Origin of the sequence: Lihuaxuella thermophila (genome assembly GCF_900110165.1) — a bacterium.
Taxonomy (GTDB): Bacteria; Bacillota; Bacilli; order Thermoactinomycetales; family Thermoactinomycetaceae; genus Lihuaxuella; species Lihuaxuella thermophila.
In genome coordinates this window covers 137,898-161,937 of record NZ_FOCQ01000005.1, presented here as the reverse complement: position 1 = coordinate 161,937, position 24,040 = coordinate 137,898, and the positions used below count along the sequence as shown (strand labels likewise).

Sequence of the window (24,040 nt, the reverse complement as noted above, 5' to 3'; positions counted from 1 at the left end):
CAATCTCCTTTCCAAGTTAGATCGCCCGCACCAGCTCCAACATGGGCAAGAACATGGCAATCACGGTAACGGCAATAAAACATCCGATGACAAAGATCAAAACAGGTTCCAAACTCCTGATGAACTTATCCAGTTTATTCTTGATCAGATGTTCTGTCATGCGGGCCAGGCTGAGCAATGCTTCATCCAACCGGCCTGACTTCTCTCCGATCGCCACCATGCGGTTCAACGAGGGGAGAAACAGGTCGGGGGAACAGATGGCAATCGACTGATGCAAGGAAGCTCCCTGCATCAACTGTTGTTTCATGCGTTTGATTCGAATCCTGAGCTCCTCCCATGGGGCTAGCGTTTCCATTAGTTCCAGAGCCGCGAGGATCGGAACCCCCGCGCGGAGCAGTGAGCCCAGTTGAACGGACAGATAGTGAGTCAAACGGTAACGGTACAGAGTCCGGACCAGCGGAAGCCGAAAGAGCAAGGAACTGAACCGCAATCTTGTTTCTTTTTTCAGGTTGCGAGCGATTCCCGTCAGGATGAGAACGATACACACACCCGCTCCGGAAGTGAGCAGTAAAAAGCGCAAAACATCAGTTCCTGTCAGCAGTATTTTCGTCATCCAAGGCAGCTGAATGCCCATGGCCTGGTAAAGCTCTGCAAAACGAGGCAAAACGGCTGTAATCATAAACACCAGCGCCGCCCCGACCAGCAAGAGCACCATAAAAGGATATGTACAAGCCTGTCCCAGTTCGCGCATCCATTTCGCTTGTGCGGTATCATAGGCGGAACATTGCTTCAGACCAAATGCATAGTTTCCATGCTCTTCCGCAGCCCGTATAAAAGAGACAAACAAGCCCGGAAATTTTTCCCGCTCAAGTGCCTCGGAAAAACTGGAACCCTGCTCTAATGCGAGCATCAGCCGTTGGCCGGCCTCTTTTGGAATCACTTTTTGATCGGACAGAAGTTCCAGACATTCGATCAACGGAATTCCGCTGTCCAACAGATTGGATAATTGCTCGCTAAACAGAACACGTTTGTCCAAGGTCCATCCTTTGTTCGCTCTGATCGTCAGCCACTCGAACATATTCCTGAAAGGTTGTCTCCCCTTTCTCCACCTTTTTCCGGATCACTTCCTTTAATGAGCGCATTCCCCGTTCACGGAAATGCCGGCGCAGTTCCGCGGGCGCAGCTCTTTGCACCACGAGCCGCTGCACCTCCTCGTCCATCCTGATGACCTCAAATGCACCAGTCCGGCCGCGATAGCCGGTCTGTTGGCAGTCGGGACATTTGCTTCCGGCGCATTCTTTGCAAACGAGGCGTATCAATCGCTGTGCCACCACCCCTGTCAGCGCGGCTGCCACCCGGTAAGGTTCGATATGCATGTCCAACAAACGGGTAACCGCGGTGGCTCCATCCACCGTATGCAGAGTGGTTAAGACAAGATGTCCTGTCAGCGCGGCCCCAATGGCAATTTCTGCAGTCTCTCTGTCCCTGACTTCGCCGACCATGATCACATTGGGATCCTGTCTGAGAACGGCCCTGAGTGCCTGAGCAAAAGTGAGTCCTGCTCTCGGCTGGATTTGGACCTGGGTGATTCCGGGAATTTGCAATTCGACCGGATCTTCCAAAGATACGATATTGGTCTCAGTCCGGTTCAAATATTGCAGCATGGCATACATGGTTGTCGTTTTCCCCGCCCCTGTCGGACCGGTCACGACCAGCAAACCACCGGTCCCGCATAAGAGCCCTGCAAGCCTTTCCCTCTCCTCCTCTCCCATTCCCAACTGATCGAGGGAAACCATTTCGAAGTGATTTTTTAACAGGCGCAGCACCATCTTTTCTCCAAACACGGTGGGCAATGTGGAAACACGCACATCCAGGGACATCCCTCCTTCTGAAATACGGAGTGCCCCGTCTTGCGGAATTCGCCTCTCTCCGATATCCAGATGGCTCATCACCTTGATCCGGGAAATGACCGCTGCGGCGTATTCGGACGGAACACGGTCTGCTTCCGTTAAAAATCCGTCCACTCTCAACCGAATGCGGAGCCCTTCCGCTTGTGGTTCGAGATGGATGTCGCTGGCCCTCTCCTTCCATGCTCTTTCAAACAAACGGGAAATGTAGTCGGCAACATCCAATTTTCCTTTCACCTCCCTTTTTAAGACAAAATTTCCAAACATGGATGAGTAGACAAATTCTACGATATTTCGTTAAAACCTTCTAACTTTCGACAAATTTAAATAATTTTTTTAAATTTTGCGCTGCTTATTTTTCGTTAGCCAAAAAAATAATTGTCCGATGCATACTTTTTTCATCTTCTCACATAATAAAACTGAACCTGATGGGGAGTAGCCAAGCGGTAAGGCAACGGACTTTGACTCCGTGATGCGTAGGTTCGATCCCTACCTCCCCAGCCAAATACAACTTCTGAAATCCCTCGGCAACCGGAGGGATTTTCTTTTTGAAAAGCAATTCTCACGAAAACGAAAAAAAAAACGGCCTCTTGAGCGAGGCCGCTTCACTTCAAAACCGTTTTTTGATTGGTCATAACCCTCCGCAGCGTCAATCCGGCGATCACCACTATGATGGCCAAGATGACCGGAATCACCTCAGGCAAGGGATGGAGTCCGCGGAGCAGATATTTTTCGATCAACGGGTCTTCGACGATCAACTGCCCGGCTGTATAACCGAGAATCGCCGAACCGACGTAAACGAGCCAGGGAAGTTTATTTAACAGGCTGGCGATCAACTTGCTTCCCCACATGATGATCGGAATGCTGAGTGCCAGTCCGAACAGAACGAGAAAAATATTTCCGTGCGCCGCTCCGGCAACCGCCAGAACATTGTCCAGACTCATGACCACATCGGCAACGATAATCGTCTTGATCGCACTTCGCAAGTTGTCACCACCCGACACATGCGCGTCTTCGCCTTCTTCCAACAGCAGCTTGACGGCAATCCACAACAGAAGGAGTCCGCCGACGGTCATCAAGAGAGGAACCTTCAGCAGGTAGGTGGCGATCGCTGTTAAAGAAGCCCTCAGAAGAACAGCCGCTCCGGCACCGAACAGGATGGCTTTTTTGCGCTGATGCTCGGGCAGATTGCGTGCCGCCATGCCAATGACCACGGCATTGTCGCCACTGAGAATGATATCCAAGATGATGATGTTAAAAAAGCCGATCCAAAACTGTGTATCCATGCCAAGTCCCCTTTTCCCTCATACACTAAAACTATCTCCAATAGTTTATCATATAAGTAGGATTTGAGTGGATCATTTCTCCAATTTAAGCAGAGGAGCGATCAAGAATGAAATTGACAGATCAAGAAATCGCGGAGCAATTACGCCAATTGCCCGGCTGGCGGCGAGAAAAAGATACCATTACCAAAACATTCCGTTTTTCTGCCTACATGGACGGGATCCGGTTTGTCCAACAAGTGGCCGAAGCAGCGGAAACGTTAAACCATCATCCCGATCTTACCATCGGTTACTGTGCGGTAACTGTTTCTTTAACCACCCATGACTCAGGCGGAATCACTCAAAAAGATTTTACGCTGGCAAGACAAATAGAATCCATACATATTTTATGACCAAACCATTTGGGCCATGACAGTTACAGCCAAAATCGGAGGGGACAAGGGGCTTCACGCGCCTGCCCCTTCTAAAAATAGGAGAATTCGTCTTCTTTTTGGCCCGGCTCGAGATCGATAACCTCCGTTCCCTCCACCGCTTCCTGAATGAGTCGCTCCAGCTCCAGTCTTGCTTCCTGTTTGGCAGCCACTTCCCTGTCGGGTTTCGTCTTCGGCGCCTTGGGCAAAAAGACGGTGCAGCAATCTTCATACGGCAGAATCGACGTTTCATAAGTGCCGATTTTTTTGGCGACGGTCATGATTTCGTGTTTATCCATCCCGATCAGGGGGCGCAGGACCGGAATGCGAACCACCTCATTAATGGCATTCATGCTTTCCAGCGTCTGGCTTGCCACTTGCCCCAGGCTCTCTCCCGTCACCAGCGCGAGGGCCTGATTTCGCTTTGCCAGCTCCTCCGAAATGCGGAACATCATTCGGCGCATCACGGTAATGGAATACGATTCGTAACAATGCTTATTGATCTCTGTCTGAATTTCGGTAAACGGCACCACATAGAGACGGATGCGCCCCCCAAAACGGGTGAGGATCTGAGCCAGGTCAATCACTTTCTGCTTCGCCCGTTCACTGGTAAACGGATAGCTGTGAAAATGAATCGCCTGTAGCTCCACTCCCCGTTTTAAAGCCATATACCCGGCCACCGGGCTGTCAATCCCGCCGGATAAGAGGAGCATCACTCTCCCGCTTGATCCCACCGGCAAACCTCCCGGTCCCGGAATGTCGTTCCCATAGACGTAAGAATATGTTCCCCGCACCTCTACATGAACAGAGAGATCTGGATGGTGAACGTCCACTTTCACCTTCGGGCAGCGGGACAAAATATATCCGCCGACACGATGGTTCAGTTCTTGTGATCCGATGGGGAATTTTTTGTCCGCCCGTTTGCTGATCACCTTAAAGGTACGGATCCCTGAGCTCTGTTCCACCAGTTCGAGGGCAGCCTTCTGGATTTCCCCGAGCTCAGAACGGATGCGGATGGCAGGGCTGAAGCCGACCAAGCCGAATACTTCGGACAGTTCCCGGATGATGGGGTCCATTTCCTGGTCGTTCAACTCGACAAAGATCCGGCCATGCGCTTTGGAAACGGCGACACCGGGAAAGCCGCTCAATTTTTGCCGGATATTCTGCACCAACCGGTCTTCAAATTCGGATTTATTTTTTCCTTTGAGAGCCAGTTCTCCATAACGGAGCAAAATGAGATTGCTTTTCATCCTTTATGCACCTTCATTACCTTTTGTAATCGGGGAATGACACGAAGTAACACATCTGCGCATCTTTCCATTTCCTCGGCGGTCGTTTGAAAGCCCATGCTGATGCGAATCGAACCGATCGCCTCTTCGTCGGTCCGTCCCATCGCTTTCAACACGCGGCTGGGAATCTCCGCCTTGGATGAGCAGGCCGATTTGCTCGATACATAGATCCCTTCCTCTTCCAATGCATGGACGAGGACCTCCGACTTTATGCCGGGAAACGACAGGCTGAGAATGTAAGGGGCACATCCTTCAGGACTGATATCACCGTTGACGATCATGGGTGAGAGTTTCCCATCAAGCCTCTCTAAAAACGCTTTTTTCCACCTCTGACTGTTTCTCAAAAACTCTGTCCGTTTCTGTTCCGCCAGCACAATCGCTTTGGCCAGTCCGGCAATTCCCGGCACATATTCGGTACCCGAGCGAAGCCCCTTTTCTTGTCCGCCCCCGACCAGCAGCGGTTCCAGGCTCAAGTTTTTGCGAACATAGAGGGCACCGATTCCCTTCGGTCCATGAATTTTATGTGCGGATATGGAAAGCAGGTCAATATGAGCCCTGGCCGGCAAGAGCGGAAGCTTGGCAAATGATTGCACCGCATCCACATGGAACAGTACTTTGGGATATTTGGCGAGACGTTTCCCGATCTCCCCGATGGGTTGAATCGTGCCTACTTCATTATTCACATGCATGACCGACACAAGGACAGTCTCATCGTCTACCGCTTTTTCGACTTCATCCGGGTTGACCCTTCCCAGGGAGTCTACGGAAAGATAAGTAACCCGCCACCCTCTCTTCTTTAATTGCTCATACACTTCATACACGGAAGGGTGTTCCACTTTTGTCGTGATGATATGTTTACCCCGTCCGTGAATGCGGTCAAGGGTTCCTTTAATCGCCAGGTTATTTGCTTCCGTTCCCCCTGACGTAAAAAAAATTTCCTGCGGTGTACATCCGAGCATCCGCGCGGTTACCTGCCTGGCCTGTTCAACCAGACGTTCGGCCTTCGCCCCCAATCCGTGCAAAGAGGATGGATTGCCGAAGATTTTTTTCATCACATCCGTCATTACGTCGATTACTTCCGGATGCATCGGTGTCGTGGCACTGTTATCCAAGTAGATCAATCGGATCCCTCCTTTCTCCTCTTCAATAACTTCACCATTCTAACATAAAACAAAACACCTGACATCGTGGATCAGGTGCCTCATCTGTTTCATGCGTCTTTTATTCCTCTTCACACCTCTGACTCGACTTGCGTATGATCAACTCGGAAGCGATGACAATCTCTTTCTTGGTGCGCGCTTTTTCGGGATCATCCAGCACATTTAACAAAAGCTCCATCGCTTCCGTCCCCAACTCGTAAGCGAGAATTTTGACACTGGTCAGGGGCGGATCGATAAAAGACATCAGCGGTGAATCGTTGAAGCCGACAATCCCCAGCTCTTCCGGTACCTTGAGCCCGTAATGCTCGGCAAACTTCAGCGCGCCCAAGGCAAACAAATCGTCTGCCGCCATGACGGCATCAAATTCCACCCCCGACTGCTTCAACCGGTTCAGAGCCTGAAACCCTCCTTCGATGGAGAAATCCGCTTCTACGATTCGTTCTGCCGCCAGTGGAAGGTTATGCTCGATCAGTGCCTGTTTATAGCCGTCGATCCGGTCCAAACTGACAACCAGATTGGTATCTCCGCTAATAAATGCGATTTTATGATAACCCTGTTGTATCAGATGCGAGGTGGCCAGCCTGGCCGCCTGGACATTATCATTATTGACAGACAACACCGGCTTTTCCATGCTCCGCCCAATAAGCACAAAGGGCACGTCTTCCTTAATCAAAGCGTCGATGAGCGGATCCTTGGCGCGCGAAGTGGAAACGATCAAGCCATCGACCCGTCGTTCACGGATCAGCTGCAAACATTTCGCCTTTTCCTCTTCCGCCGTCCGGCTGATCGACAGGAGAATATTGTAATCCTTTGTTTGGGCCACGCTGGACATGCCGCGCATCACTTCAGGAAAAAAAGGATTGGAAAAAGCTTGATCCGCCTGACGCGCGAGGGTGAAGCCAATGGTTCGTGTATGGCTCCGTGCCAAGCTTCTGGCAATCGCATTGGGAACATAATTGAGTTGCTCCATGGCCCGATGCACGCGCATCTTGGTCTCTAAACTGATTCGGTTGCTTCCTGCGATCACGCGTGAAACGGTGGACGGAGACACAGCCGCTAATTTTGCCACATCTTTGATGGTTGCCATATAAAAAACTCCTTATAACATCCCTTGGAGCAATTGTATTCACTCTTGATTTTACACTATTTTCCCCAATCTCTCATCCGGTTCTTTTCTACCCGCCGGGGCGATGGTGCGTGTCCGGTCCCCGTTGAAAAAGCATGATCGGCCACATCGGCCGCTGGGGACGGCGGATCAAAAACGGCTTCCGCGCTTGCCGCTCAAGGAACCCCATTCTTTCGCTTCAGCCGGGGTTGCACCCAACATCATGACCTTCATCGGGTTTTCCACCAAACGCGCCTGCATCCATCAATTCCAATACGGTGAGGACAAACATGGCATGGGACCAGGTAAGGGGGACCACCCAGGCAGGCTTCCCTGTACGGCGGTCGATCTGCTCGGGCAACAAATCCAGCTGCGTGCGGTGATCGACAGCCCAATGAAGAAGTTTCATTCCTTCCCTGATCTTTCCTTGTCTGATCCGGTACATCGCCAGCCACAATGTGGTGAGAATCCATGGGTTCCCTCCGATATAGGCATCATCCTCATATCGTTTGATTCCTCCTGCCGGATGGCTGGTCAAACACTTTTCGATCGCATCCGCTGTACGGATCATTCGTTCATCATCAGCCGGAAAAAGTCCGAAGGGGATGTGAAGCCCCAGCAGACTGGCATCGATGACGGGATCTTCCCAGAGTCTGCAGGTTTCGTACCCTTTTTCATTCACCTCGATTTGTACCTTTTTTCCCGCGCCCGCTGCTTCAGCCATCCGCTCCGGAGTGACCGCCAGTTTGAGACCGCGATAAAATGTTTGACGTTCTTCGTTCCACAACTTTTCAGAAACAGCAGCGCGCATCTTCTCCGCTTCTCCTGCCCACAATCTGGCCAGCTCTTCACAGCCGCGCGCTTCGGCTATTTTTGAAGCGCCGATGAGCCCGCCAAACACGGCAGCGGCGGAGTACGTATGCTCGCCGTCTCTTTCTTCCCACAAGTCACGGCTGGGAAGAGGTAAACCCGTTTCCGGGTCGATAAAATGAATGAGAAAGTCCGCCGCCTTTTGGACCGCTTCCCAAACTTCATCAAGGAACGAAGGATCTTGGGTCAGCCGGTAATGTTGCCACATCCCCCACAGGATGGAACCGGTCTCATCAATTTGCAAGCCCCATTGCGGAGCCAACCTTCCGTCGAGGTAATGACGCTGTTGCCAGGAACCATCCCTGCTTTGTGCCTTCAACGCCCAGCGGTAAAATTGGCGGCCCATCCGCGTATAGCCGGCCCGGTCCACGGCAGCAATAATATAGGCAGCGTCCCTGCCCCAACAGTAGGCGTAACCGCCACAGCGGCTGAACTCTTCGTCGAACTCGGGAGCGGCGATCATGCTGCCGTGGGTTTCATCGGTCATCAGCTTAAATACGATTAATGAACGACGGTAACAACGATCGATCGCTTCCACTCCGGTTTGAACCGGTCTGGCCATAGCCAGGTAGTTCTTCCAGTGATCCTGAGTGATTTTTCTTAAGGCTGCGTGACCCTTGTTACGAGCGTGATTGAGTGCGCTCAAAGCTTGATCCGGTCCTTCGCCGGCAACGATAAATAAAGTCAGCTCCTTGGATTCTCCCGGACGGAGGAGGCCCAGTTTCCAGGAGAGCCCGCCTTCTCCATTCATGGCAATCGGATTTCCGTTCAGCCGGTTTTGAGTGATGTTTTGCCGCGCATGGCCCGCCTGATAACCCGATACGGGAAGAGAAGCCCCGATGGATATCGCATATTCACCGCGATAATGAACAAGCGCATCCCGTTTCATATCAAACATCGTCGTGTTGTATCGGGGGGATTCACCTATTTGACACGACGAAAAATAAAGAAAAATAAGGGAATGTTCCTGATCTCCGCGGTTGGTGATCGTGTAGTGGCGCATCATGACATCCGTGTCCGGCACCATTTCATCTTCACAGACCACTTCCAACCGCAAATCCTCAGCAAAAGCGGTTGTCCGCAAAATGGGTGTGTCTCCGAGATAGTTTTGTTGGTGTTGCCACGGTTGCTGATGGAACCAGGAGGCGGACTCCGTTTTTCCGTCCACCCAGATTCCCGCATACGTTTCTTCAACATGCTGCGGAAAATCGATGCGGGGCCACCACAGGCGATGCAGCTGCCCGCACCGGTCCAATGTCGCAAGCATCTTCGAGTTTCCGATCACACCATCGATCAGGTATGGTTTCTTGTTCATCCGTGTCCCTCCAGCTATGACAATGATTGCTCAATCGATTGCATCAGCAACATACCTTGGTAAGGAGCCAATTCCACATGAATCTGGCTTTGATTCACTTGGATCAGATCTCCTCGCAAGGCATCGACCAGATATTCCGGCCCGAACCACGCAACATCCAAACGAACCGCTCTTTTCTCATTGCTGTTGTTCAAAACCACACCCACCGTTTCCCGCCCGTACTGACGCACATAAGCATAGACACCTGTATTCGGGTCAAGATGCCAGGTTCGGTAACTTCCCCGGGACAACGCTTTGGAGTTGCGCCGGATCGAGATCAAACGCCGGTAATAGGCGAGCAGCTGTTTATTTTGGAGTTTTTCATCCCAGATCATCGGACGGCGGCAGTCAGGATCCGTCTTTCCGGTCATTCCCACTTCATCCCCGTAGTAGATCAGTGGTGTTCCGACATAGGTGAGTTGGAACAACACAGCCAGCCGGAATTTTTCCAATGACTCGTCACAGGAGGTGAGAAAGCGCTCGGTGTCATGGGAATCAAGCAAATTCCACATCACCTGAACCGCTTGTTCCTTGTAGATCATCCGTGCCCGGGTGAGCTCCGCATCAAACCGGCTGGCATCGATCTCCCCTGTGGCAAAAAAACGGAGTACGCTTTCTCTGAACAAATAGTTCATCACTGAATCAAACTGATCTCCTTCCAGCCAGGCTGAAGCATCATGCCAAATTTCACCGACGATCAGCGCTTCGGGATTGATTTCCTTGACGACCTTGCGAAAATCCCTCCAGAACTGATGATCCACCTCGTTGGCCACATCCAGGCGCCAGCCGTCAATCCCCGTTTCGGTCATCCAAAAGCGGACGATTTGCAGTAAATATTCGCGAACCTCGGGATGTTCCGTCCTCAGCTTGGGCATCGTCGCAACCTGATTGGCGAATGTTTCATAATTGGGTTCCGGCTCCTGCACAACCGGAAAGCTGTCAATGTGAAACCAATCTTTATATCGCGACCGTTCCCCGTATTTCAGCACATCCTGAAACGCAAAAAATTGGTCGCCCGAATGATTGAATACCGCGTCAAGGATCACTTTGATCCCCCGCCGATGCGCTTCCCGGACCAGCTCCTTAAACGTGGACATCTCACCGAACTGCGGGTCGATCTGATAATAATCCGCCGTGTCGTACTTGTGATGGGACGGAGACAAAAAGATAGGCGTAAAATAGATGGCGCTGATCCCCAACTGTTCCAGATAGGGGAGGCGGTCGATCACTCCCTGCAAATCTCCGCCGTAGAAACTGTCATGACGCGGTCTGGCATCGGCTGTCCACGGCTCTGCTCCCCGCGGGTCATTGGATTTGTCTCCGTTGTGGAATCGCTCGGGAAAAATCTGATACACCACCCCGTCCTTGGCCCACTCGGGAGTCATAAACACTTCCGTCGGATGAATATAGGCATACTGAAAAACGCCGGCTTCTTTCCTCTCCTTTTCCAATCCGGTTTCACCCAGCCACCATTCCTCGCCGGAGACATCCCTCAAATGAAACACATACTTGATTCGCCTGGTTTCACCGGGAATCAGGCCTTCAAAGTAATCAAAAAGCTGATCGGAAGCAACTTTTTGGCAAACCGTCCAGCTCCCCTCCTCCTTGTCTCCCGCATAGCGGTCTGCGCACCACACCCGGCACGCGTCGAGATCTCCTTTTTTGGCCCGCAGCCGAACACGCAATTGCCGGGGAGTCACCGGATAGGCAAATGGCCCTCCCGGCCGATGGTAAACCGCTTCTTTCATCATATTGTGTTCCACCCTCTCTTTGCCCCGATTATCCTTTGCTCGCACCTGCCGTCAATCCGGAGATAAAATAGCGTTGCAATGACAGGAAGACGATGGCAACCGGCAAAGCAACCAACACTGAACCGGCGGCGAACAAAGTGAACCGTTTGCCGAATTGGTCATTGATAAAATTGAACAGGCCGACCGCCAACGTTTGGTTTTCCGGACTGGTGAGCACGATTTGCGGCAGCAAAAAATCGGTCATCGGCCCCATAAAGTTAAACAAGAAGACGACGGCAATGATCGGTCTGGCCAGGGGCAATAGGATCCGGAAGAAGATGGTCGCATGGCTCGCGCCGTCGATTTTGGCCGCTTCATCCAGCCCCCGCGGAATCGTGTCGAAATACCCTTTCACCAACCACGTATTGAAGGGAATTTGCGCACCAGCGTAGATCAGGATCAACCCCCAATGGCTGTCGAGGAGATTCAGCATATTTAACAAGAGATAGAGTGCCACCATGGTCATGATCGAAGGGAACATCTGCAAGGCGAGAAAAGTCATCAAACTGTATTTTCTGCCCACAAATGAATAGCGCGAAAAAATATAAGCCGTTCCCGTCGTGATCAATACCGACAACACGGCATTGATGGAGGCAATTTTCAACGTGTTTGCATACCAGGTCACATATTGGCTGTCCGGACTGGTAAACAGCCAGAGATAGTGATCCAACGTGGCATTTTTCGGGATCAGGGTGGATGAAAAAACACTTTCCCCCGGACTCAGTGAGGCGCCGATCACCCAAAGAACGGGATAGACGCAAACCACCATCCCGACGACCAGAATGAGATAAGTCAGGGCCAAAGAGAGCTTGGATCTCAATTTTGCACGGATCATTGAATCAGCCCCTCCTCTTTAAATGAGCGGGTGTTGCGGAATTGAATCAGGGCCAAGACGGTTACGATCAGGCCGATAATGATCGAGATGGCCGCCGCATAGTTGTACTTAAACGTGACAAAGGTAAGCTTATACACCCAGGAAATCAGGATATCCGTTCCTCCTGCAGTTTGCTCCGGGACGGCAGGACCTCCTTTATTAAAGAGGTAAATGACGTTAAAGTTGTTGAAATTTCCTGCATATTGCACAATCAGCAAAGGAGCCGTCGCGTAAAGGGCCATCGGTAACGTGATATGCCGGAATTTCTGCCAGACGGTGGCCCCGTCCACCTGGGCCGCTTCATAGAGATCAGACGGAATGGCTTGCAACACGCCGGTGTATAAAGCCAGGCTGAAAGGAAACCCGAGCCAGAACTGGATCAGCAAAATGGCCACCTTGCACCAGAAAGGATCGGTCAGCCACGGAATGGAAGCAAACCCAAGATCATTCAGCATCTGGTTGACCGGCCCGAAATTGTCGTTGAACATCCCCGCAAACACAATGCAGGAGACGAATGGAGGGACCGCCCACGGCAGAATCAGCACAGTGCGGATAAACTTTTTAAACTTGACGCGCTTCTGATTGATTAAAACAGCGAGAAACAGGCCGATGGCGATTTGAACCGTTGTCGACATCAGTGTCCATACCACTGTCCAGGAAAAGACACTGACAAAAGAGTTTTTCCACATGTCCAGCCGGAAGAAGTTGACAAAGTTATCCAGACCGACCCAGTCCACCAGTTTCACCGGCGGTTGATGGTAAAGATCGTAGTTGGTAAAAGCGAGCAGCACCATAAACATAATCGGAAACAAGACGACAAATACGAGCAGGAGCATGGCAGGCGCAATGACCAGATAGGGAAAGCCCTTGTCCGTCACCGTGCGATACGTTTCCCAGATCCCGGGCGGGCGAATTCCTTTCTCCCGCATGGCCCCAACCTGATAGGCATCGCGAATGTTCAAACCGTAAAACAATAAACCGATGAAAATGAGGAGAATGGAAATAATGCCTTTGGCCAACAACTCAATCGAGTGATCCTCGTGCGGAATCTCTCCCAGGGTGACAATGCCCCATAAGCCGATATTAAACAGGTCAAAAAAGACGACGAGATAAGAAAATTGCAAGATGAGCAGCAGAATGCCTTTCAACCATTGTTTGTTGTACATCTGCCCCAGGCCCATCGATAAAGCAGATAAACAAGCCGCTGTCTTTCTTTTTCCCCAACTGCCGGCCGTTGTCCGGATTTCCGCCTCCATGATCTTCCCATCCTTTCCTCTGGAAGTTGGGTGAAAGCGGGTGCGGTGACCGTCACCGCGCCCAAATCCCCCTCTATTGTTTTTGTACTTTAATTTTCTCCCGGATGATTTTCACCGCTCCGTTCAGGGCTTGCTCAGGAGTTTGTTTACCCGTGGCGATAAAGGTATGAGCATTGTTGATCGGTTCCCACACCTGACCCATTTCCGGGATACTTGGCATCGGGACGCCTGTTTTTGCTTGTTGCGCAAAGCCGTTGACCAACGGATTGCCGGCAATGACAGGATCGGTCAAAATCTCTTTGTGCGGCGGAATTTCTCCTGTCTGTCCGAAACGGGACTTCAACGCTTCTTTGCTGGTCAAGAATTTCATCAGTTCGGTGGCGTATTTGGGTGATTTACTGTAAGCGGAGAGGTACCACCCTTTAACCCCGATCAGCGTTTGTGCTTCTTTCCCTCCTGCTTTCGGAATCGGAGCCACACCCAGGTCGATGTTCGCGCTCTGATAATCACGAATGGCCCACGGGCCGTTAATCACGGCCGCTACTTTTCCTTCTTTGAACAGTCCGTTGATGACGTCCGCTTTGACGCCTTTGGGAATCAGGCCTTCTTGATACCATTTTTGTATTTCCGTCAGCGCTTTAACCGTTCCGGCGTTATTTAAACCAATCTCATCCGAATTCAGTTTGCCGTTCTGTTCCTTAAAGATGTATCCGCCGTTGGCGGCAATCAAAAAGTACGTGTAGTACAAATTTTCCCCTTCAAAGAGAACCCCGTATTTTTTCTCGGCCGGTTGAGTGAAATCTTTCGCAAATTGATATAATTCTTCAAATGTTTCAGGCGGATTGGGCATCAGTTTTTTGTTGTAAATGAGTGCGATGCTTTCGGTGACTTTGGGCAACCCCATGAGTTTGCCGTCATAGGTTAACGCTTTCAGGGAACTTTCTTCAAATTGTCCGGTAACCGAAGCATCTGCCTGGATAGGTTGGATCAGCCCTTTGATGACGGCTTCCCCCAGTTGGTCATGGGGCCAGGTGACAAGGTCCGCTCCTTTACCGGCCGGACCGTCCAGCGTCAGCTTCTCCTGCTGCTTCAGCAGGGAAACCGGGAGTACTTCCACTTTGATTCCGGTTTTCTTTTCAAACTCGGCTGCCAGTTTTTTGGTATGTCCGATTTGTTTTCCGTCATCCGCGTTCTCCCATACAACCAGTTTTTCCGGTTTTTCCCCCGGGTTTGAAACCTGATCGGCATCGCGTTTGGGTCCGCATGCGGTAAGCAATGAGAGAGCCAACACCAAACCCATGCTCAGCGACAAAAATTTTTTTGACATACGTTTGCCCCCTTTTATGCAACCGTTTGCACGGAAAGCGAAATAAAAAAGACAAAAACAGAGGTTAGACAACAAGATAGTATCTAGTAAACCGTTTGCATAAACTATTGTACATGTATGATCGCAATAGTACAAGTATTTTTTATCTGCATAACATTTGCGAATCACTCGCAGGGATAGCAGAAATTGGTAAAGGTTTTTTCGCGAAGGAGGGCGAATCCATATGTTAATCGATTTTAAAATACAAATGATAATGCCGCGCACATCCCGGATTAAAGTCTGTCCCGCATGCCGGACACTCGTAACCGCACGACAGATACTCCGCGACACTCAGCTCTGTCTGGCAAACGCCGCATAAAACCGCTTTTTCATGAAAGCGATGCTTCGGCCAAGGAATGGCCGGATGATCAGCCGTTTCTTCATGACAGGCATGGCATGGATAATATCTTCCACAACAGGCAAACTTGACCGCAATCACATCCTGTGGCGAGGAATAGTGAACACAACGCGTTTCTTTGTCAACGGGTTTTCCGTAAATCTTCATAATTCCTCCGATCTTCTTAAAGGTGTGAACAGTATGAACAGGGAAGCATGGGAACTCATCGAAGAAGTCTCTGTTTACATCACCGTCGTTTTCAGTATCTATTTAATTATCCAGTTCCTTGAAGCGGCAGGCGTATTCGACAAATTTAAAGAATAATAAGGGCAAAACCGGCCGGCGCCTCACCACGCATCAAAACGCATGAACCCGCTGACAGCGTGTAGCTGCAAGCGGGCTGAAGTTTTCCTCTATCAGAGGCTGCAGGAATCAAGTCCTCTTTTTTGCAGATAACGCTGATGATACTCCTCGGCCCGATAAAACGCCGATGCGGGAGTGATCTCAGTCACGATTGGATCTTTCCACTTTCCGGAGCGATCCATTTTTTCTTTGGAGGCTTCCGCGGCTCTTTTTTGTTCGGGAGTGTGGTAGAAAATGACCGAACGGTACTGGGTGCCTACATCCGGGCCTTGACGGTTGAGCGTCGTCGGATTGTGAGAACTCCAAAACACATCCAAGAGTTGCTCATAAGAAACTTCTGCCGGATCAAATTCAATCTGGACAACCTCGGCATGCCCTGTCTTGTCGGTACAAACGTCTTCATATGTAGGGTTCTCGACAGTCCCGCCCATATATCCCACAACCGTGTTTTTAACGCCGGGAATTTTTCGGAATGTCTCTTCTACCCCCCAAAAACACCCTGCTCCAAATGTTGCTACTTCCATGAGATCCCCTCCTGATCTCCGTATTATATCACCAAAACACAACGAAAATTTAAATTGAAGAAAAAGAGTGTGGAACGGGTTGTCACAACCGGAGGATGGTACCTTCTCTTCCAGCATCCCCAACCTCAGCGGTCCCTTCCCTCCGCTCAGTGATGTTCAACACTTCCGGCCGTCAAAAATGAGTTAACTTGCCGGTCGCGGGATCGATGGTTCATCCGTGAACAATCCCTCCCACTCCACATTTTATCCGAACACAGCAACTTCGGAAAGCATTTATGGGATCGCTATTTCGCATCCATCCATGGCTGGACAGAAAACGGAGGAAAAGACTTCCGTTGCTGATACAGCCAATTTAATTCGGGACCCGACAAGTGCAAATATTCCTCAGGGTAAGGAAACGGTTCGATGACTAAATCAAAATAATCGGCCGATTTCCGTCGAACTTCCAGAAAGATGCCCAACCGGACAAGGAGATGGATCCACTGTGTGACGGTTTGCGGATAGCTAAGTCCGGACCTTTCCAATATTTGTTTTACGTCTTTTTCTCTTTGCCAGAGAGACATATACCATTCTTTCTCTTCATCTGTCGGAAATTCATGAGGGATTTGGAAATGGAATGGGGTTAAACACAACCGCTCTTCTTCCTCTTTCATTGAATCCAAAATTTCGGCTTTGTCGAGTCCTTGGATGACATAGCTCATCACACTCAAAATAACAGAACACGTTCCTTTTGGCAGAAGCAAGTTCCATCCGTTGCGAAAAAAACCGTCCGGAACGCAAACCCTCTCTTCTTTCCATCCGCCGTTCAAAACCGTGCAAACTCCAAACATTGGCAGTTCCATCTCCCTCTTGATCAGAGCCGATTCACAATTCAATCTTATCATGATTACGCATTGATCATAGAAAGCACCCTCACCACAAAAACACAAGTTGATTTGCTTTTGCTCTTCTCTGCTTTATCTAGTACCCATTTTTGCATTTTATAATCATATCTGTTTTTGGTTTCATCCTGTCACCGATTTCATGTATAATAAACATGCCTGAGCGCGAAAAGACCGAGAAATAAACTTCAAAGGGGTTTGAAATGTATACATGAATCCTCGTCTGAAATTTTGGTTGCTCAACATCTTTGGATGGATTTTTCTTGTACTTGGTGTTTTGGGATTGGTTCTGCCGGGGCCGGGAATTCTCTCGATCTTAATCGGGCTTTACCTGTTGTCTCATTCTACACCTTGGGCGAAGCGGTTACTGACCAAACTCCGCCAGCGTTATCCCAAGATCGCGAAAAAATCGGACGAGTTTATAAAAAAGATGAAATGGAAATCAACCCCCTGAAGAGGATCAGGGGGTTTTTTCCATCAAAACATCTGCCGTCCTGTGTTTATTTCTTTTCCTTCACGCGACAAACTCCCAGTCCGTCACCAATGGTCAACAACATGGATTCAAGCCGCGGATCATTGGCGATCTGCTCATTAAATTGACGAATCGTCCGGGGAGAAGGTGCCTGGTCCTGGTCATCAAAAATCCGTCCATGCTGAAAAAGATTGTCGGCCGTGATGACCGCTCCCGGTTCGGAGAGTTGGATCACCTTTTCCAGATAATTGATATAATTGGGTTTATCCGCATCGATAAAGAAGAAATCAAACCGTTCACCTTTTCGCGCCAATGTGTCCAGACTTTGCATCGCATCCCCTACCAGAAAGGTTACTCGCTCCTTCAGACCCGCTTTAGCCACATTTTCAGCAGCAAAGTCGGCGTGCTTCTGACTGATCTCCAGTGAAACAACTTTCCCGGACTCAGGCAGTGCCCGGGCCAGCCAAATCGTGCTGTAACCCCCAAGTGCACCAATTTCCAAGACTCGTTTGGCACCTGACATTTTCGCCAGCAGATACAACGTTTTTCCCACCTCGGGCGGAACGGAAATCTGGGGCATGTCTCTTTCTTCCAGCCCGGGTGCAATTGATTTCAGCACATCATCTTCCTTGCCGAACAAAGAACGCACATACTCTCTTTCACGCATGGGGGAGCCTCCTTGTGGAATGAGCTTCCTGTCCGATTATATTTTAACCTAACCAAACTTTTTCAAATAGTGCTTTGAATTGTGGGATTACAAGTAAGAAAAAAGATACCACTACCTCACCAAGTAGCGGTATCTTTTTGGCCAAATATGGAGCGGATGACGGGAATCGAACCCGCGCTACTAGCTTGGGAAGCTAGTGTTCTACCATTGAACTACATCCGCATAATGTATTGACAATTATAGCATGCGTCTGTTTTCTTGACAAGATTTTTGCCAAAAAAGAAATCAAGGCCCCCCTTACAGGGGAGCCTTGAACGGTCCGGATGAACTTAGAATAGGAGTCGAAACGGAAGAGCGAATGTCGCAAGAATCAGTGCGATCACACCAATTCCCACTGCCCACCAACCGAGTGAGCTTCCTCTTCTCGCACTGATTACGCCAACGATAATTCCTGCCGTGCCCAAGATATACGGCCAGAGGAAAAAGGCTAAAACAGACAGGATAATCGCTGTAATCCCCAATCCCCGGCCGGCATCAGCAGTCCTGTCATCGTCCGCTCTCCGGTCCGCCCGGTCCCGGAAACCAACGGGACCCGCGGGAGTAATGTCCTGGGCAAACTCTTCGTTGTTTTCCGCTTTCTGTTCTGCACCATTGGTCTGCGTGCGTTCGACGCGACCCTCATTATTGTTATTGCGCTTATTTTTTCCCATATCTTCCCTCCATCGATCCGAACCTAAAGTTAGTATGTGTGTTTAGAGAAAAAAACATGAAAAAAATCCAGCCTCAAAAAGTTTCCTGGCTGGATTTAAAAGTCAGATTTATTGTTTATCCGCACTCGTATAATCACTGGGACCCACCGGATGACGAATGATTCCGGTGATCCCTTCCTGCTCTGCAGCCCCGCTGCTGTAATAGTACAAGGGGAAAACGGGCATCTCATCAAACAAGATTTTTTCCGCTTCATGCAGGTGTTGATCCCGCTCCTCCTGGTTTCCGGAATTTGCCGCTTTTTGCAATAACTCATCGTATTTTTTGTTGCTCCAGTTGGTTCGGTTCATGGAATGGTCGGTCTGGAAACTTTCCAGATAGTTGTAGGCGTCGTTGTAGTCAGCAAGGAAGCTGGACGTGGTCATGACATAGTTTTTGTTCCGCTGGTCGGCAAAATATACTTTCGTCTCTTTCGCCTGTAAGCTGACTTCTACGCCGAGATGCTTGCGGTACATTTCCTGGACCGCTTCCACGATTTTTTTGCTCTGCTCCGTGGAGTTGCTGTAAAGGAGCGTAACCGGAGGAAGTGTGGTCCATCCTTCTTCCTTCATCCCTTCGGCGAGCAGCTTTTTGGCTTCTTCAAACTGAGCATCCTTAATTAAATCGCCGCCTTTTTTCCGGAAGTTGTTCGGGGCGGAAGGGGCCACATACGCATAGGCAGGTTGTTCCCCGCTGCCCACAACCTGTTCCGCAATCAGCTTTCTGTCAATGGCAAGGGCAAATGCTTTTCGGATTTTGGCATTGGTAAAGGGCTCTTTTTTCACATTGAAACGGAAAAACGCCAGGCCATTTCCTTCCCTCAGCTTCACTTCCCCGTTTTTGATCATGGTCGGGAGAAGGTCCGGGGGAATCGACTTTTTGCCGACAACGTCCAGTTTTTTGGTCTTAAACAGCTGGTAAACGGTTTTACTGTCCGTTACCATCGAAAAGTGGATGGCGCTCAGTTTCACTGTCTGATTCTTATGGTAGTGCTCATTTTTTACCAGCTTGACATGATCATCATGCTTCCACTCAGCCATTTTGAAGGCCCCGTTGCTGATATACGTATCCGCTTCGTTATAAAGATTCGGATTTTTTTCAGCACCCTTTTTATAAACGGGAAAATAAACCGGATAAGAAGTCAATTGAAGGAAGGACGGTGTCGGGCGTGCCAGTTTGACTTCCAGTGTATAGTCGTCCAGTGCCTTGACACCTACTTGGTCCGCAGACCCCTTGCCTGTGTTGAACTCTTCTGCTCCCTTGATAAAATACAGAAGAAATGCAGGTTCTGCCGCCGTCTTGGGATCCAGTACCCGCTTCCAGGCAAACTCAAAATCGTGGGCGGTCAGTTCTTCTCCGTTCGACCATTTTGTCTTATTCAGCATAAATGTATACGTAAGACCGTCGGGACTCACCTTCACTTCTTTGGCCACAGCCGGTTTCGGTTGGTGATTCTGATCCAGCCTCATTAATCCTTCGAACAGGTTGTTGGTCACATCCAGGGAATCTTCGTCAAATGCCTTGGCAGGGTCCAAAGAGGATGGCTCTCCGGACAGATTGAGATTGAGTACCTTCTCTCCCCCTTTACTTTTGTCCGCACCTGTCGTGCAACCGGTCAGGCCGGTAATCAGAACGATGAGAAGCGCCAAAGAGAAAATCCAGTATTTTTTCAAACAACTTCCCCCTTCGACATCTGCATGCATTGATTATGCCTTCCGATTAACTTCGGTGAAAACAGCGAAAACTCCTGCTTAACTCGAATGTTCAAAAAAATGAAGCCAGCCTGAAAACACTGGTTTCAAGCCGGCTGATGAATGATGGAAACGGTCAGGCTCCTGATTCAGTTGTCAGTGTCTGGTTCAAATGAGCGTAAATCAGTCTCACAATTTTTCGATTCCAGCCAAAATCGAATATTCTGCCGCGGATTGCCGCATGAATATCCACAGCGGAACGGATCGGAGTGATCGAAAAGATCGTGACGACAATATCGTGGGTCAAACCCAAAGCATTTTTATATTCAAACATCACTTCGCCGCGCTCTTGATCATAATGGATCAGCTTAAAAGAAGGATTCTGCTTCGGGAGTTGCAAGAGCCTTTCACCCGCTTCGGCCGCTCTCGCACGGTAATAATGGGTTTTCAGGTCGGTTTCCGCCGCATGTTCTCCTGTTTCGGTTATTCCGCTAAAGAAGCGCTTCATCCCTGACAAGATCTTCACCCCCTGATTATCTGCGCATCATTTGTTCCAAACGGTCTAAACGGGCGAGAATATCATGAATGATTTCATCATATTGGCCGGTACGGTCCGCGACCGCGGCTTGGCGTCCGGTACCCGATTTTTTCAACTGACGAAGCTGTTCTTTTAAATACTCATTTTCTTGAAGCACATCTTCATAACTTTTGATCACCAAGTCCAAAAATTCATTCACTTCATCAATATCATAGCCTCGGATGGATTGCTTAAAATCTTTATTAAAAATTTCCATTGGTGTCAAACGCTTCATTTCAACTGCACTCCTTATGTACAAACTGCTCTCTCCAACATTATATATGAAATCTTATTGTTCTCAACAGAAACAAAAAATGATAAAACATAGGCCCATGCGCTGAGCCTATGTTTTCTTCCGTCTTATTTCGCTTCCGGGAAGGTGCGTTTGACCATATCCATCATGTTGTTGATCAATCCGCTGACAGGGCGTCCCGCTCTCAATTCAGTGGCGTACTGGTTTAATTGTTTGACAAATTCCGGGTTCGCTGAGACGTAAACGTTTCGGATTGCCGGATCTACATCTCTGGCCCGGTCGGCAACCCGCTCTTTCATCCGTCCTGTCAGTTTATCATTTCCTTTTAACACAACTCCTACATAAGCATTTCTGCCCATGACCACGACCGAGGCTGATTTTACCCTGCCGAGGTCGGCAACCGCATCCGCTACGTCATCGGCGAGGCGGAAATTTTGGGCGGTTACATTGTTGTTCGTATTGTAGCGAGCATTATCGGTGACATTTCTCATGTTGTAAGAAGGATTGCTTCTCACGTTATTATCCCGGTAATAGTTCCTCACACCACGCTCATCACCCACCCGGGTGGTGCGATATCCGTCGCGTCTTTCCAGTGTCTCATCCTGATTGTTGTTTGCGGCGCATCCCACAGAAACGAAAATGAGCGAACATACGATAAATCCTTTGAGTAAACGGCTGAATTTCATGTTAACCTCCTCCTCGAAAAAGCATTTGTTCTCCAGTTAGTCTCTCTGGGTGAGGAAAAAATATGTGCCAAACGGAGAAGGAAGATCATACAAAAAACCCCTGTCCGGAAACCAGACAGGGGGAATTCAACCGATGAAATTCGCGTTAATCATCATTTTGTTGGCCCAGGAAAATCAATATGAACCGCAATAACTCAAGCAATGCGACAAGAGCGCCTGCCACATAGGTAAAGGCCGCAGCTCCCAGTACGCGGTTGACGCCCGTTTCTTCCCCGGGTGTCACAAATCCTTGCCGGATCATGATTTCCTTTGCCCTGGCACTGGCATTAAATTCCACGGGCAATGTCACCAGGTGAAACAAAACAGTTAAGGAAAAGAAGATGAGCCCCACAAGTGTCAGACCCGTAGCTCTTAAAAAAATTCCGGCCATCAAAAGCCACGGAGCCAACCCGGACGTGAAGTTTAAAACAGGAACCATCCGGTGGCGAAGAACCAGAGCCCCGTAGTCTTCTTTATGCTGCAAAGCATGCCCGCATTCATGGGCGGCCACCGAAATGGCGGCAATGGACGAAGAGGAGTAAACGGGTTCGGATAAGCGAACCGCGCGTACGGTCGGGTCATAGTGATCGGACAGCACTCCCCGAACCGGTTCGACGGGTACATGGGAGAGTCCGTTCATATCTAAAATCCGCCTGGCGACTTCAGCTCCTGTGAGACCCGACCGGGCCTCTACCTTCGACCAGCGTTTAAAATTGGATCTGACTCTATATTGCGCCCAGAGGGTAAGGACCAATCCAATCAGAAAAGTAATCCACAACATCGAGCCAACTACTCCTTTCCCATCCTACTCACGAGCAGGGCCAATATTCATTCCTCTGTCATTTTATTCTAACCGATCGATGACACATCGATGTGAAATTTTCATTAACATTGTCCTCATCGTTATGAATGAAAGAGCAAGTCGTTCTCTGTGCGCATTCCGACGTTTAATACCAGGCCAACAGCCATCAGTTGGGTGATGAGGGAACTCCCCCCGTAACTGACAAAGGGAAGGGGCAAACCGGTAACCGGCACCAGCCCCAGCGTCATGCCGATATTTTGAAAAACTTGAAAGATCAGCATTCCGGTGACTCCGGCGGTGATATAGGTCCCAAAACGCCGGTCAGCCCGTGAAGCGATGAGAATCATGCGGCAGAAAAAAACAAGATAGACGGATAAAAGGAAACTCCCGCCGATAAAACCGAATTCCTCGGCAAACACGGCAAAGATAAAATCATTATGCGGCTCGGGAATCCAGTTTCCCTGTGCCTGCGTGCCTTGGTGAAATCCTTTTCCTGCCAGCATACCCGAACCGATCGCGATCTTGGCCTGGGTCAACTGGTATCCGGCTCCTGTCGGATCGGAAGCGGGATCTAAAAAGGTTTGAATGCGGCTGATCTGATGCTCTTCCATTATCACATGCAAAAAGGGGTGATTCGTCACATACAGCAGAAAAATCCCCCCTACCGCCACGGAGACAAACAACAGTCCCCAGGCAAACCACTTCCGATCCAGTCCCCCGACCCATAACATGCTGCACAAGATTCCGACCAAAACTAACGCGGTTCCTAAGTCGGGTTGTGATAAAATAATGAAAAAAGGCAGCGCAAACAAAGCCAACATGATTCCCAAGACGGGGGAATTGCGTCCCTTCCCCGTTTCTCTCTCGGAGAGCAATTTGGCAAAGAGCAAAATGAGAATGAGTTTGATCAGCTCGGATGGTTGAAATTGAAAGCTGCCAATCCGAATCCATTGCTGTGCCCCGTTGACCTTTACACCCAATCCGGGAATCCATACGAGCAAGAGGAGCAAAATGCCGAAGCCATAGATTAAATAGAGAAATCTTCCCTGCGACAAAATTTTATAATCAAACAGGAGAACAGCAAACATTAATAGAAACCCCAATATGTACCACCATACCTGTTTTTCTACATAGGACTGGTCACCGGTGTGCGTTGCGCTGGAAATGGAAACAATACTAATAGTTGCCAGAATGAATAGAGCCATGAGAAGCAGGACATCGATCTGCCAGATGAGTCGGCTTTTTTTCATTTTCACCTCTCCTTCTCCCATTCAATTTTATTTCATATTCGGAACGTTGCATCCTGTTTTTCCGATTTTCACGGGCGGAGGTTCAAT

The 24,040-nt window shown here is 49.5% G+C and carries 25 protein-coding genes and 2 tRNA genes; 4 read left to right on the top strand and 23 right to left on the bottom strand.

Annotated elements, in window-relative coordinates; all coding sequences use genetic code 11:
- Positions 1–16 precede the first annotated feature (16 nt).
- Together BMW55_RS07210 and BMW55_RS07205 are read right to left on the bottom strand one after the other, a co-directional pair.
- The gene (locus BMW55_RS07210) at positions 17–1,036 is read right to left on the bottom strand and encodes a type II secretion system F family protein (RefSeq protein ID WP_170839795.1); all 1,020 of its coding nucleotides are present in this window, start codon (positions 1,034–1,036) and stop codon (positions 17–19) included.
- Entirely contained in the window at positions 1,014–2,144 is a 1,131-nt protein-coding gene (locus BMW55_RS07205) for a GspE/PulE family protein (protein WP_170839794.1), read from the bottom strand. The genes BMW55_RS07210 and BMW55_RS07205 overlap by 23 nt, the downstream gene beginning before the upstream one ends.
- Before the next feature lie 192 nt (positions 2,145–2,336).
- Between BMW55_RS07205 and BMW55_RS07200 the strand changes: the two genes are divergently transcribed.
- Positions 2,337–2,411, top strand: a tRNA-Gln gene (locus BMW55_RS07200).
- Between the two features lie 101 nt (positions 2,412–2,512).
- Here the strand turns inward: BMW55_RS07200 and BMW55_RS07195 are convergent.
- The gene (locus BMW55_RS07195) at positions 2,513–3,193 is read right to left on the bottom strand and encodes a TerC family protein (protein WP_089966791.1); all 681 of its coding nucleotides are present in this window, start codon (positions 3,191–3,193) and stop codon (positions 2,513–2,515) included.
- Positions 3,194–3,300: 107 nt separating this feature from the next.
- On the opposite strand from BMW55_RS07195, the gene BMW55_RS07190 reads away from it, so the two are divergent.
- Positions 3,301–3,582 (top strand): 4a-hydroxytetrahydrobiopterin dehydratase, encoded by a 282-nt coding sequence (locus BMW55_RS07190; protein WP_089966789.1) that lies wholly within the window; start codon positions 3,301–3,303, stop codon positions 3,580–3,582.
- Between the two features lie 71 nt (positions 3,583–3,653).
- On the opposite strand, the gene thiI is transcribed toward BMW55_RS07190, so the two are convergent.
- From thiI to BMW55_RS07145, 9 genes are all read right to left on the bottom strand, one after another.
- Positions 3,654–4,850, bottom strand: coding sequence for a tRNA uracil 4-sulfurtransferase ThiI (gene thiI / locus BMW55_RS07185; RefSeq protein WP_089966788.1), 1,197 nt, complete (start codon positions 4,848–4,850; stop codon positions 3,654–3,656).
- Entirely contained in the window at positions 4,847–6,010 is a 1,164-nt protein-coding gene (locus BMW55_RS07180) for a cysteine desulfurase family protein (RefSeq protein ID WP_170839793.1), read from the bottom strand. Before BMW55_RS07180 ends, thiI begins: the two co-directional genes overlap by 4 nt.
- A gap of 100 nt (positions 6,011–6,110) precedes the next feature.
- Positions 6,111–7,136 (bottom strand): LacI family DNA-binding transcriptional regulator, encoded by a 1,026-nt coding sequence (locus BMW55_RS07175; protein WP_089966785.1) that lies wholly within the window; start codon positions 7,134–7,136, stop codon positions 6,111–6,113.
- A gap of 217 nt (positions 7,137–7,353) precedes the next feature.
- Positions 7,354–9,339, bottom strand: coding sequence for a glycoside hydrolase family 15 protein (locus BMW55_RS07170; RefSeq protein WP_089966783.1), 1,986 nt, complete (start codon positions 9,337–9,339; stop codon positions 7,354–7,356).
- A gap of 14 nt (positions 9,340–9,353) precedes the next feature.
- Complete coding sequence (locus BMW55_RS07165; RefSeq protein WP_089966781.1) at positions 9,354–11,129, bottom strand: alpha-glycosidase; 1,776 nt, start codon at positions 11,127–11,129, stop codon at positions 9,354–9,356.
- Between the two features lie 28 nt (positions 11,130–11,157).
- Positions 11,158–12,000, bottom strand: a complete 843-nt coding sequence (locus BMW55_RS07160; RefSeq protein WP_089966993.1) for a sugar ABC transporter permease — start codon at positions 11,998–12,000, stop codon at positions 11,158–11,160.
- Positions 12,000–13,298 (bottom strand): sugar ABC transporter permease, encoded by a 1,299-nt coding sequence (locus BMW55_RS07155; RefSeq protein WP_089966780.1) that lies wholly within the window; start codon positions 13,296–13,298, stop codon positions 12,000–12,002. The genes BMW55_RS07160 and BMW55_RS07155 overlap by 1 nt, the downstream gene beginning before the upstream one ends.
- A 73-nt stretch (positions 13,299–13,371) precedes the next feature.
- Positions 13,372–14,625 (bottom strand): extracellular solute-binding protein, encoded by a 1,254-nt coding sequence (locus BMW55_RS07150; protein ID WP_089966778.1) that lies wholly within the window; start codon positions 14,623–14,625, stop codon positions 13,372–13,374.
- Positions 14,626–14,851: 226 nt separating this feature from the next.
- The gene (locus BMW55_RS07145; protein WP_089966777.1) at positions 14,852–15,169 is read right to left on the bottom strand and encodes a CHY zinc finger protein; all 318 of its coding nucleotides are present in this window, start codon (positions 15,167–15,169) and stop codon (positions 14,852–14,854) included.
- 33 nt (positions 15,170–15,202) lie between these two features.
- Here BMW55_RS07145 and BMW55_RS19815 point away from each other — a divergent pair, with 33 nt between their 5' ends.
- Positions 15,203–15,325 carry a hypothetical protein gene (locus BMW55_RS19815; protein WP_280139752.1) on the top strand — a complete coding sequence of 41 codons (123 nt, stop codon included), beginning with the start codon at positions 15,203–15,205 and terminating at the stop codon, positions 15,323–15,325.
- 92 nt (positions 15,326–15,417) lie between these two features.
- Here BMW55_RS19815 and msrA read toward each other — a convergent pair whose 3' ends face one another.
- On the bottom strand, positions 15,418–15,888 hold the full coding sequence (msrA, locus tag BMW55_RS07140) for a peptide-methionine (S)-S-oxide reductase MsrA (protein WP_089966775.1): 471 nt from the start codon (positions 15,886–15,888) through the stop codon (positions 15,418–15,420).
- Between the two features lie 284 nt (positions 15,889–16,172).
- Positions 16,173–16,730: a DUF6042 family protein gene (locus BMW55_RS07135; RefSeq protein ID WP_170839791.1), complete on the bottom strand. Its 558-nt coding sequence runs from the start codon at positions 16,728–16,730 to the stop codon at positions 16,173–16,175.
- A 250-nt stretch (positions 16,731–16,980) separates the two neighbouring features.
- On the opposite strand from BMW55_RS07135, the gene BMW55_RS07130 reads away from it, so the two are divergent.
- Complete coding sequence (locus BMW55_RS07130) at positions 16,981–17,223, top strand: PGPGW domain-containing protein (protein WP_089966772.1); 243 nt, start codon at positions 16,981–16,983, stop codon at positions 17,221–17,223.
- Positions 17,224–17,269: 46 nt separating this feature from the next.
- On the opposite strand, the gene BMW55_RS07125 is transcribed toward BMW55_RS07130, so the two are convergent.
- From BMW55_RS07125 to rodA, 9 genes are all read right to left on the bottom strand, one after another.
- Positions 17,270–17,908, bottom strand: a complete 639-nt coding sequence (locus BMW55_RS07125; protein ID WP_089966771.1) for an O-methyltransferase — start codon at positions 17,906–17,908, stop codon at positions 17,270–17,272.
- A gap of 148 nt (positions 17,909–18,056) precedes the next feature.
- A tRNA-Gly gene (locus BMW55_RS07120) sits at positions 18,057–18,130 on the bottom strand.
- A gap of 107 nt (positions 18,131–18,237) precedes the next feature.
- Positions 18,238–18,618, bottom strand: a complete 381-nt coding sequence (locus BMW55_RS07115) for a hypothetical protein (RefSeq protein ID WP_089966769.1) — start codon at positions 18,616–18,618, stop codon at positions 18,238–18,240.
- Between the two features lie 108 nt (positions 18,619–18,726).
- Entirely contained in the window at positions 18,727–20,328 is a 1,602-nt protein-coding gene (locus BMW55_RS07110; RefSeq protein WP_089966991.1) for a peptide ABC transporter substrate-binding protein, read from the bottom strand.
- Between the two features lie 154 nt (positions 20,329–20,482).
- On the bottom strand, positions 20,483–20,863 hold the full coding sequence (locus tag BMW55_RS07105; RefSeq protein WP_089966768.1) for a DUF1499 domain-containing protein: 381 nt from the start codon (positions 20,861–20,863) through the stop codon (positions 20,483–20,485).
- A gap of 16 nt (positions 20,864–20,879) precedes the next feature.
- Complete coding sequence (locus BMW55_RS07100) at positions 20,880–21,158, bottom strand: DivIVA domain-containing protein (protein ID WP_089966766.1); 279 nt, start codon at positions 21,156–21,158, stop codon at positions 20,880–20,882.
- Positions 21,159–21,283: 125 nt separating this feature from the next.
- Positions 21,284–21,862: a YhcN/YlaJ family sporulation lipoprotein gene (locus BMW55_RS07095; protein ID WP_089966765.1), complete on the bottom strand. Its 579-nt coding sequence runs from the start codon at positions 21,860–21,862 to the stop codon at positions 21,284–21,286.
- A 145-nt stretch (positions 21,863–22,007) separates the two neighbouring features.
- Entirely contained in the window at positions 22,008–22,682 is a 675-nt protein-coding gene (locus BMW55_RS07090; protein WP_089966763.1) for a zinc metallopeptidase, read from the bottom strand.
- Positions 22,683–22,804: 122 nt separating this feature from the next.
- Complete coding sequence (gene rodA / locus BMW55_RS07085; protein ID WP_170839790.1) at positions 22,805–23,953, bottom strand: rod shape-determining protein RodA; 1,149 nt, start codon at positions 23,951–23,953, stop codon at positions 22,805–22,807.
- Positions 23,954–24,040 lie beyond the last annotated feature (87 nt).

What these genes read in the sequence shown, in the direction of transcription:
- BMW55_RS07130 (WP_089966772.1), top strand. Translation starts at nt 16,981, where the DNA reads ATGAATCCTCGTCTGAAATTTTGGTTGCTCAACATCTTTGGATGGATT.
- BMW55_RS07135 (WP_170839791.1), bottom strand. Translation starts at nt 16,730, where the DNA reads ATGGAACTGCCAATGTTTGGAGTTTGCACGGTTTTGAACGGCGGATGG.
- BMW55_RS07155 (WP_089966780.1), bottom strand. Translation starts at nt 13,298, where the DNA reads ATGGAGGCGGAAATCCGGACAACGGCCGGCAGTTGGGGAAAAAGAAAG.
- BMW55_RS07195 (WP_089966791.1), bottom strand. Translation starts at nt 3,193, where the DNA reads ATGGATACACAGTTTTGGATCGGCTTTTTTAACATCATCATCTTGGAT.
- rodA (WP_170839790.1), bottom strand. Translation starts at nt 23,953, where the DNA reads ATGAAAAAAAGCCGACTCATCTGGCAGATCGATGTCCTGCTTCTCATG.
- msrA (WP_089966775.1), bottom strand. Translation starts at nt 15,888, where the DNA reads ATGGAAGTAGCAACATTTGGAGCAGGGTGTTTTTGGGGGGTAGAAGAG.
- BMW55_RS07165 (WP_089966781.1), bottom strand. Translation starts at nt 11,129, where the DNA reads ATGATGAAAGAAGCGGTTTACCATCGGCCGGGAGGGCCATTTGCCTAT.
- BMW55_RS07115 (WP_089966769.1), bottom strand. Translation starts at nt 18,618, where the DNA reads ATGGGAAAAAATAAGCGCAATAACAATAATGAGGGTCGCGTCGAACGC.
- BMW55_RS07150 (WP_089966778.1), bottom strand. Translation starts at nt 14,625, where the DNA reads ATGTCAAAAAAATTTTTGTCGCTGAGCATGGGTTTGGTGTTGGCTCTC.
- BMW55_RS07125 (WP_089966771.1), bottom strand. Translation starts at nt 17,908, where the DNA reads ATGCGTGAAAGAGAGTATGTGCGTTCTTTGTTCGGCAAGGAAGATGAT.
- thiI (WP_089966788.1), bottom strand. Translation starts at nt 4,850, where the DNA reads ATGAAAAGCAATCTCATTTTGCTCCGTTATGGAGAACTGGCTCTCAAA.
- BMW55_RS07175 (WP_089966785.1), bottom strand. Translation starts at nt 7,136, where the DNA reads ATGGCAACCATCAAAGATGTGGCAAAATTAGCGGCTGTGTCTCCGTCC.
- BMW55_RS19815 (WP_280139752.1), top strand. Translation starts at nt 15,203, where the DNA reads ATGAACAGGGAAGCATGGGAACTCATCGAAGAAGTCTCTGTTTACATC.
- BMW55_RS07090 (WP_089966763.1), bottom strand. Translation starts at nt 22,682, where the DNA reads ATGTTGTGGATTACTTTTCTGATTGGATTGGTCCTTACCCTCTGGGCG.
- BMW55_RS07100 (WP_089966766.1), bottom strand. Translation starts at nt 21,158, where the DNA reads ATGAAGCGTTTGACACCAATGGAAATTTTTAATAAAGATTTTAAGCAA.
- BMW55_RS07095 (WP_089966765.1), bottom strand. Translation starts at nt 21,862, where the DNA reads ATGAAATTCAGCCGTTTACTCAAAGGATTTATCGTATGTTCGCTCATT.
- BMW55_RS07190 (WP_089966789.1), top strand. Translation starts at nt 3,301, where the DNA reads ATGAAATTGACAGATCAAGAAATCGCGGAGCAATTACGCCAATTGCCC.
- BMW55_RS07145 (WP_089966777.1), bottom strand. Translation starts at nt 15,169, where the DNA reads ATGAAGATTTACGGAAAACCCGTTGACAAAGAAACGCGTTGTGTTCAC.
- BMW55_RS07170 (WP_089966783.1), bottom strand. Translation starts at nt 9,339, where the DNA reads ATGAACAAGAAACCATACCTGATCGATGGTGTGATCGGAAACTCGAAG.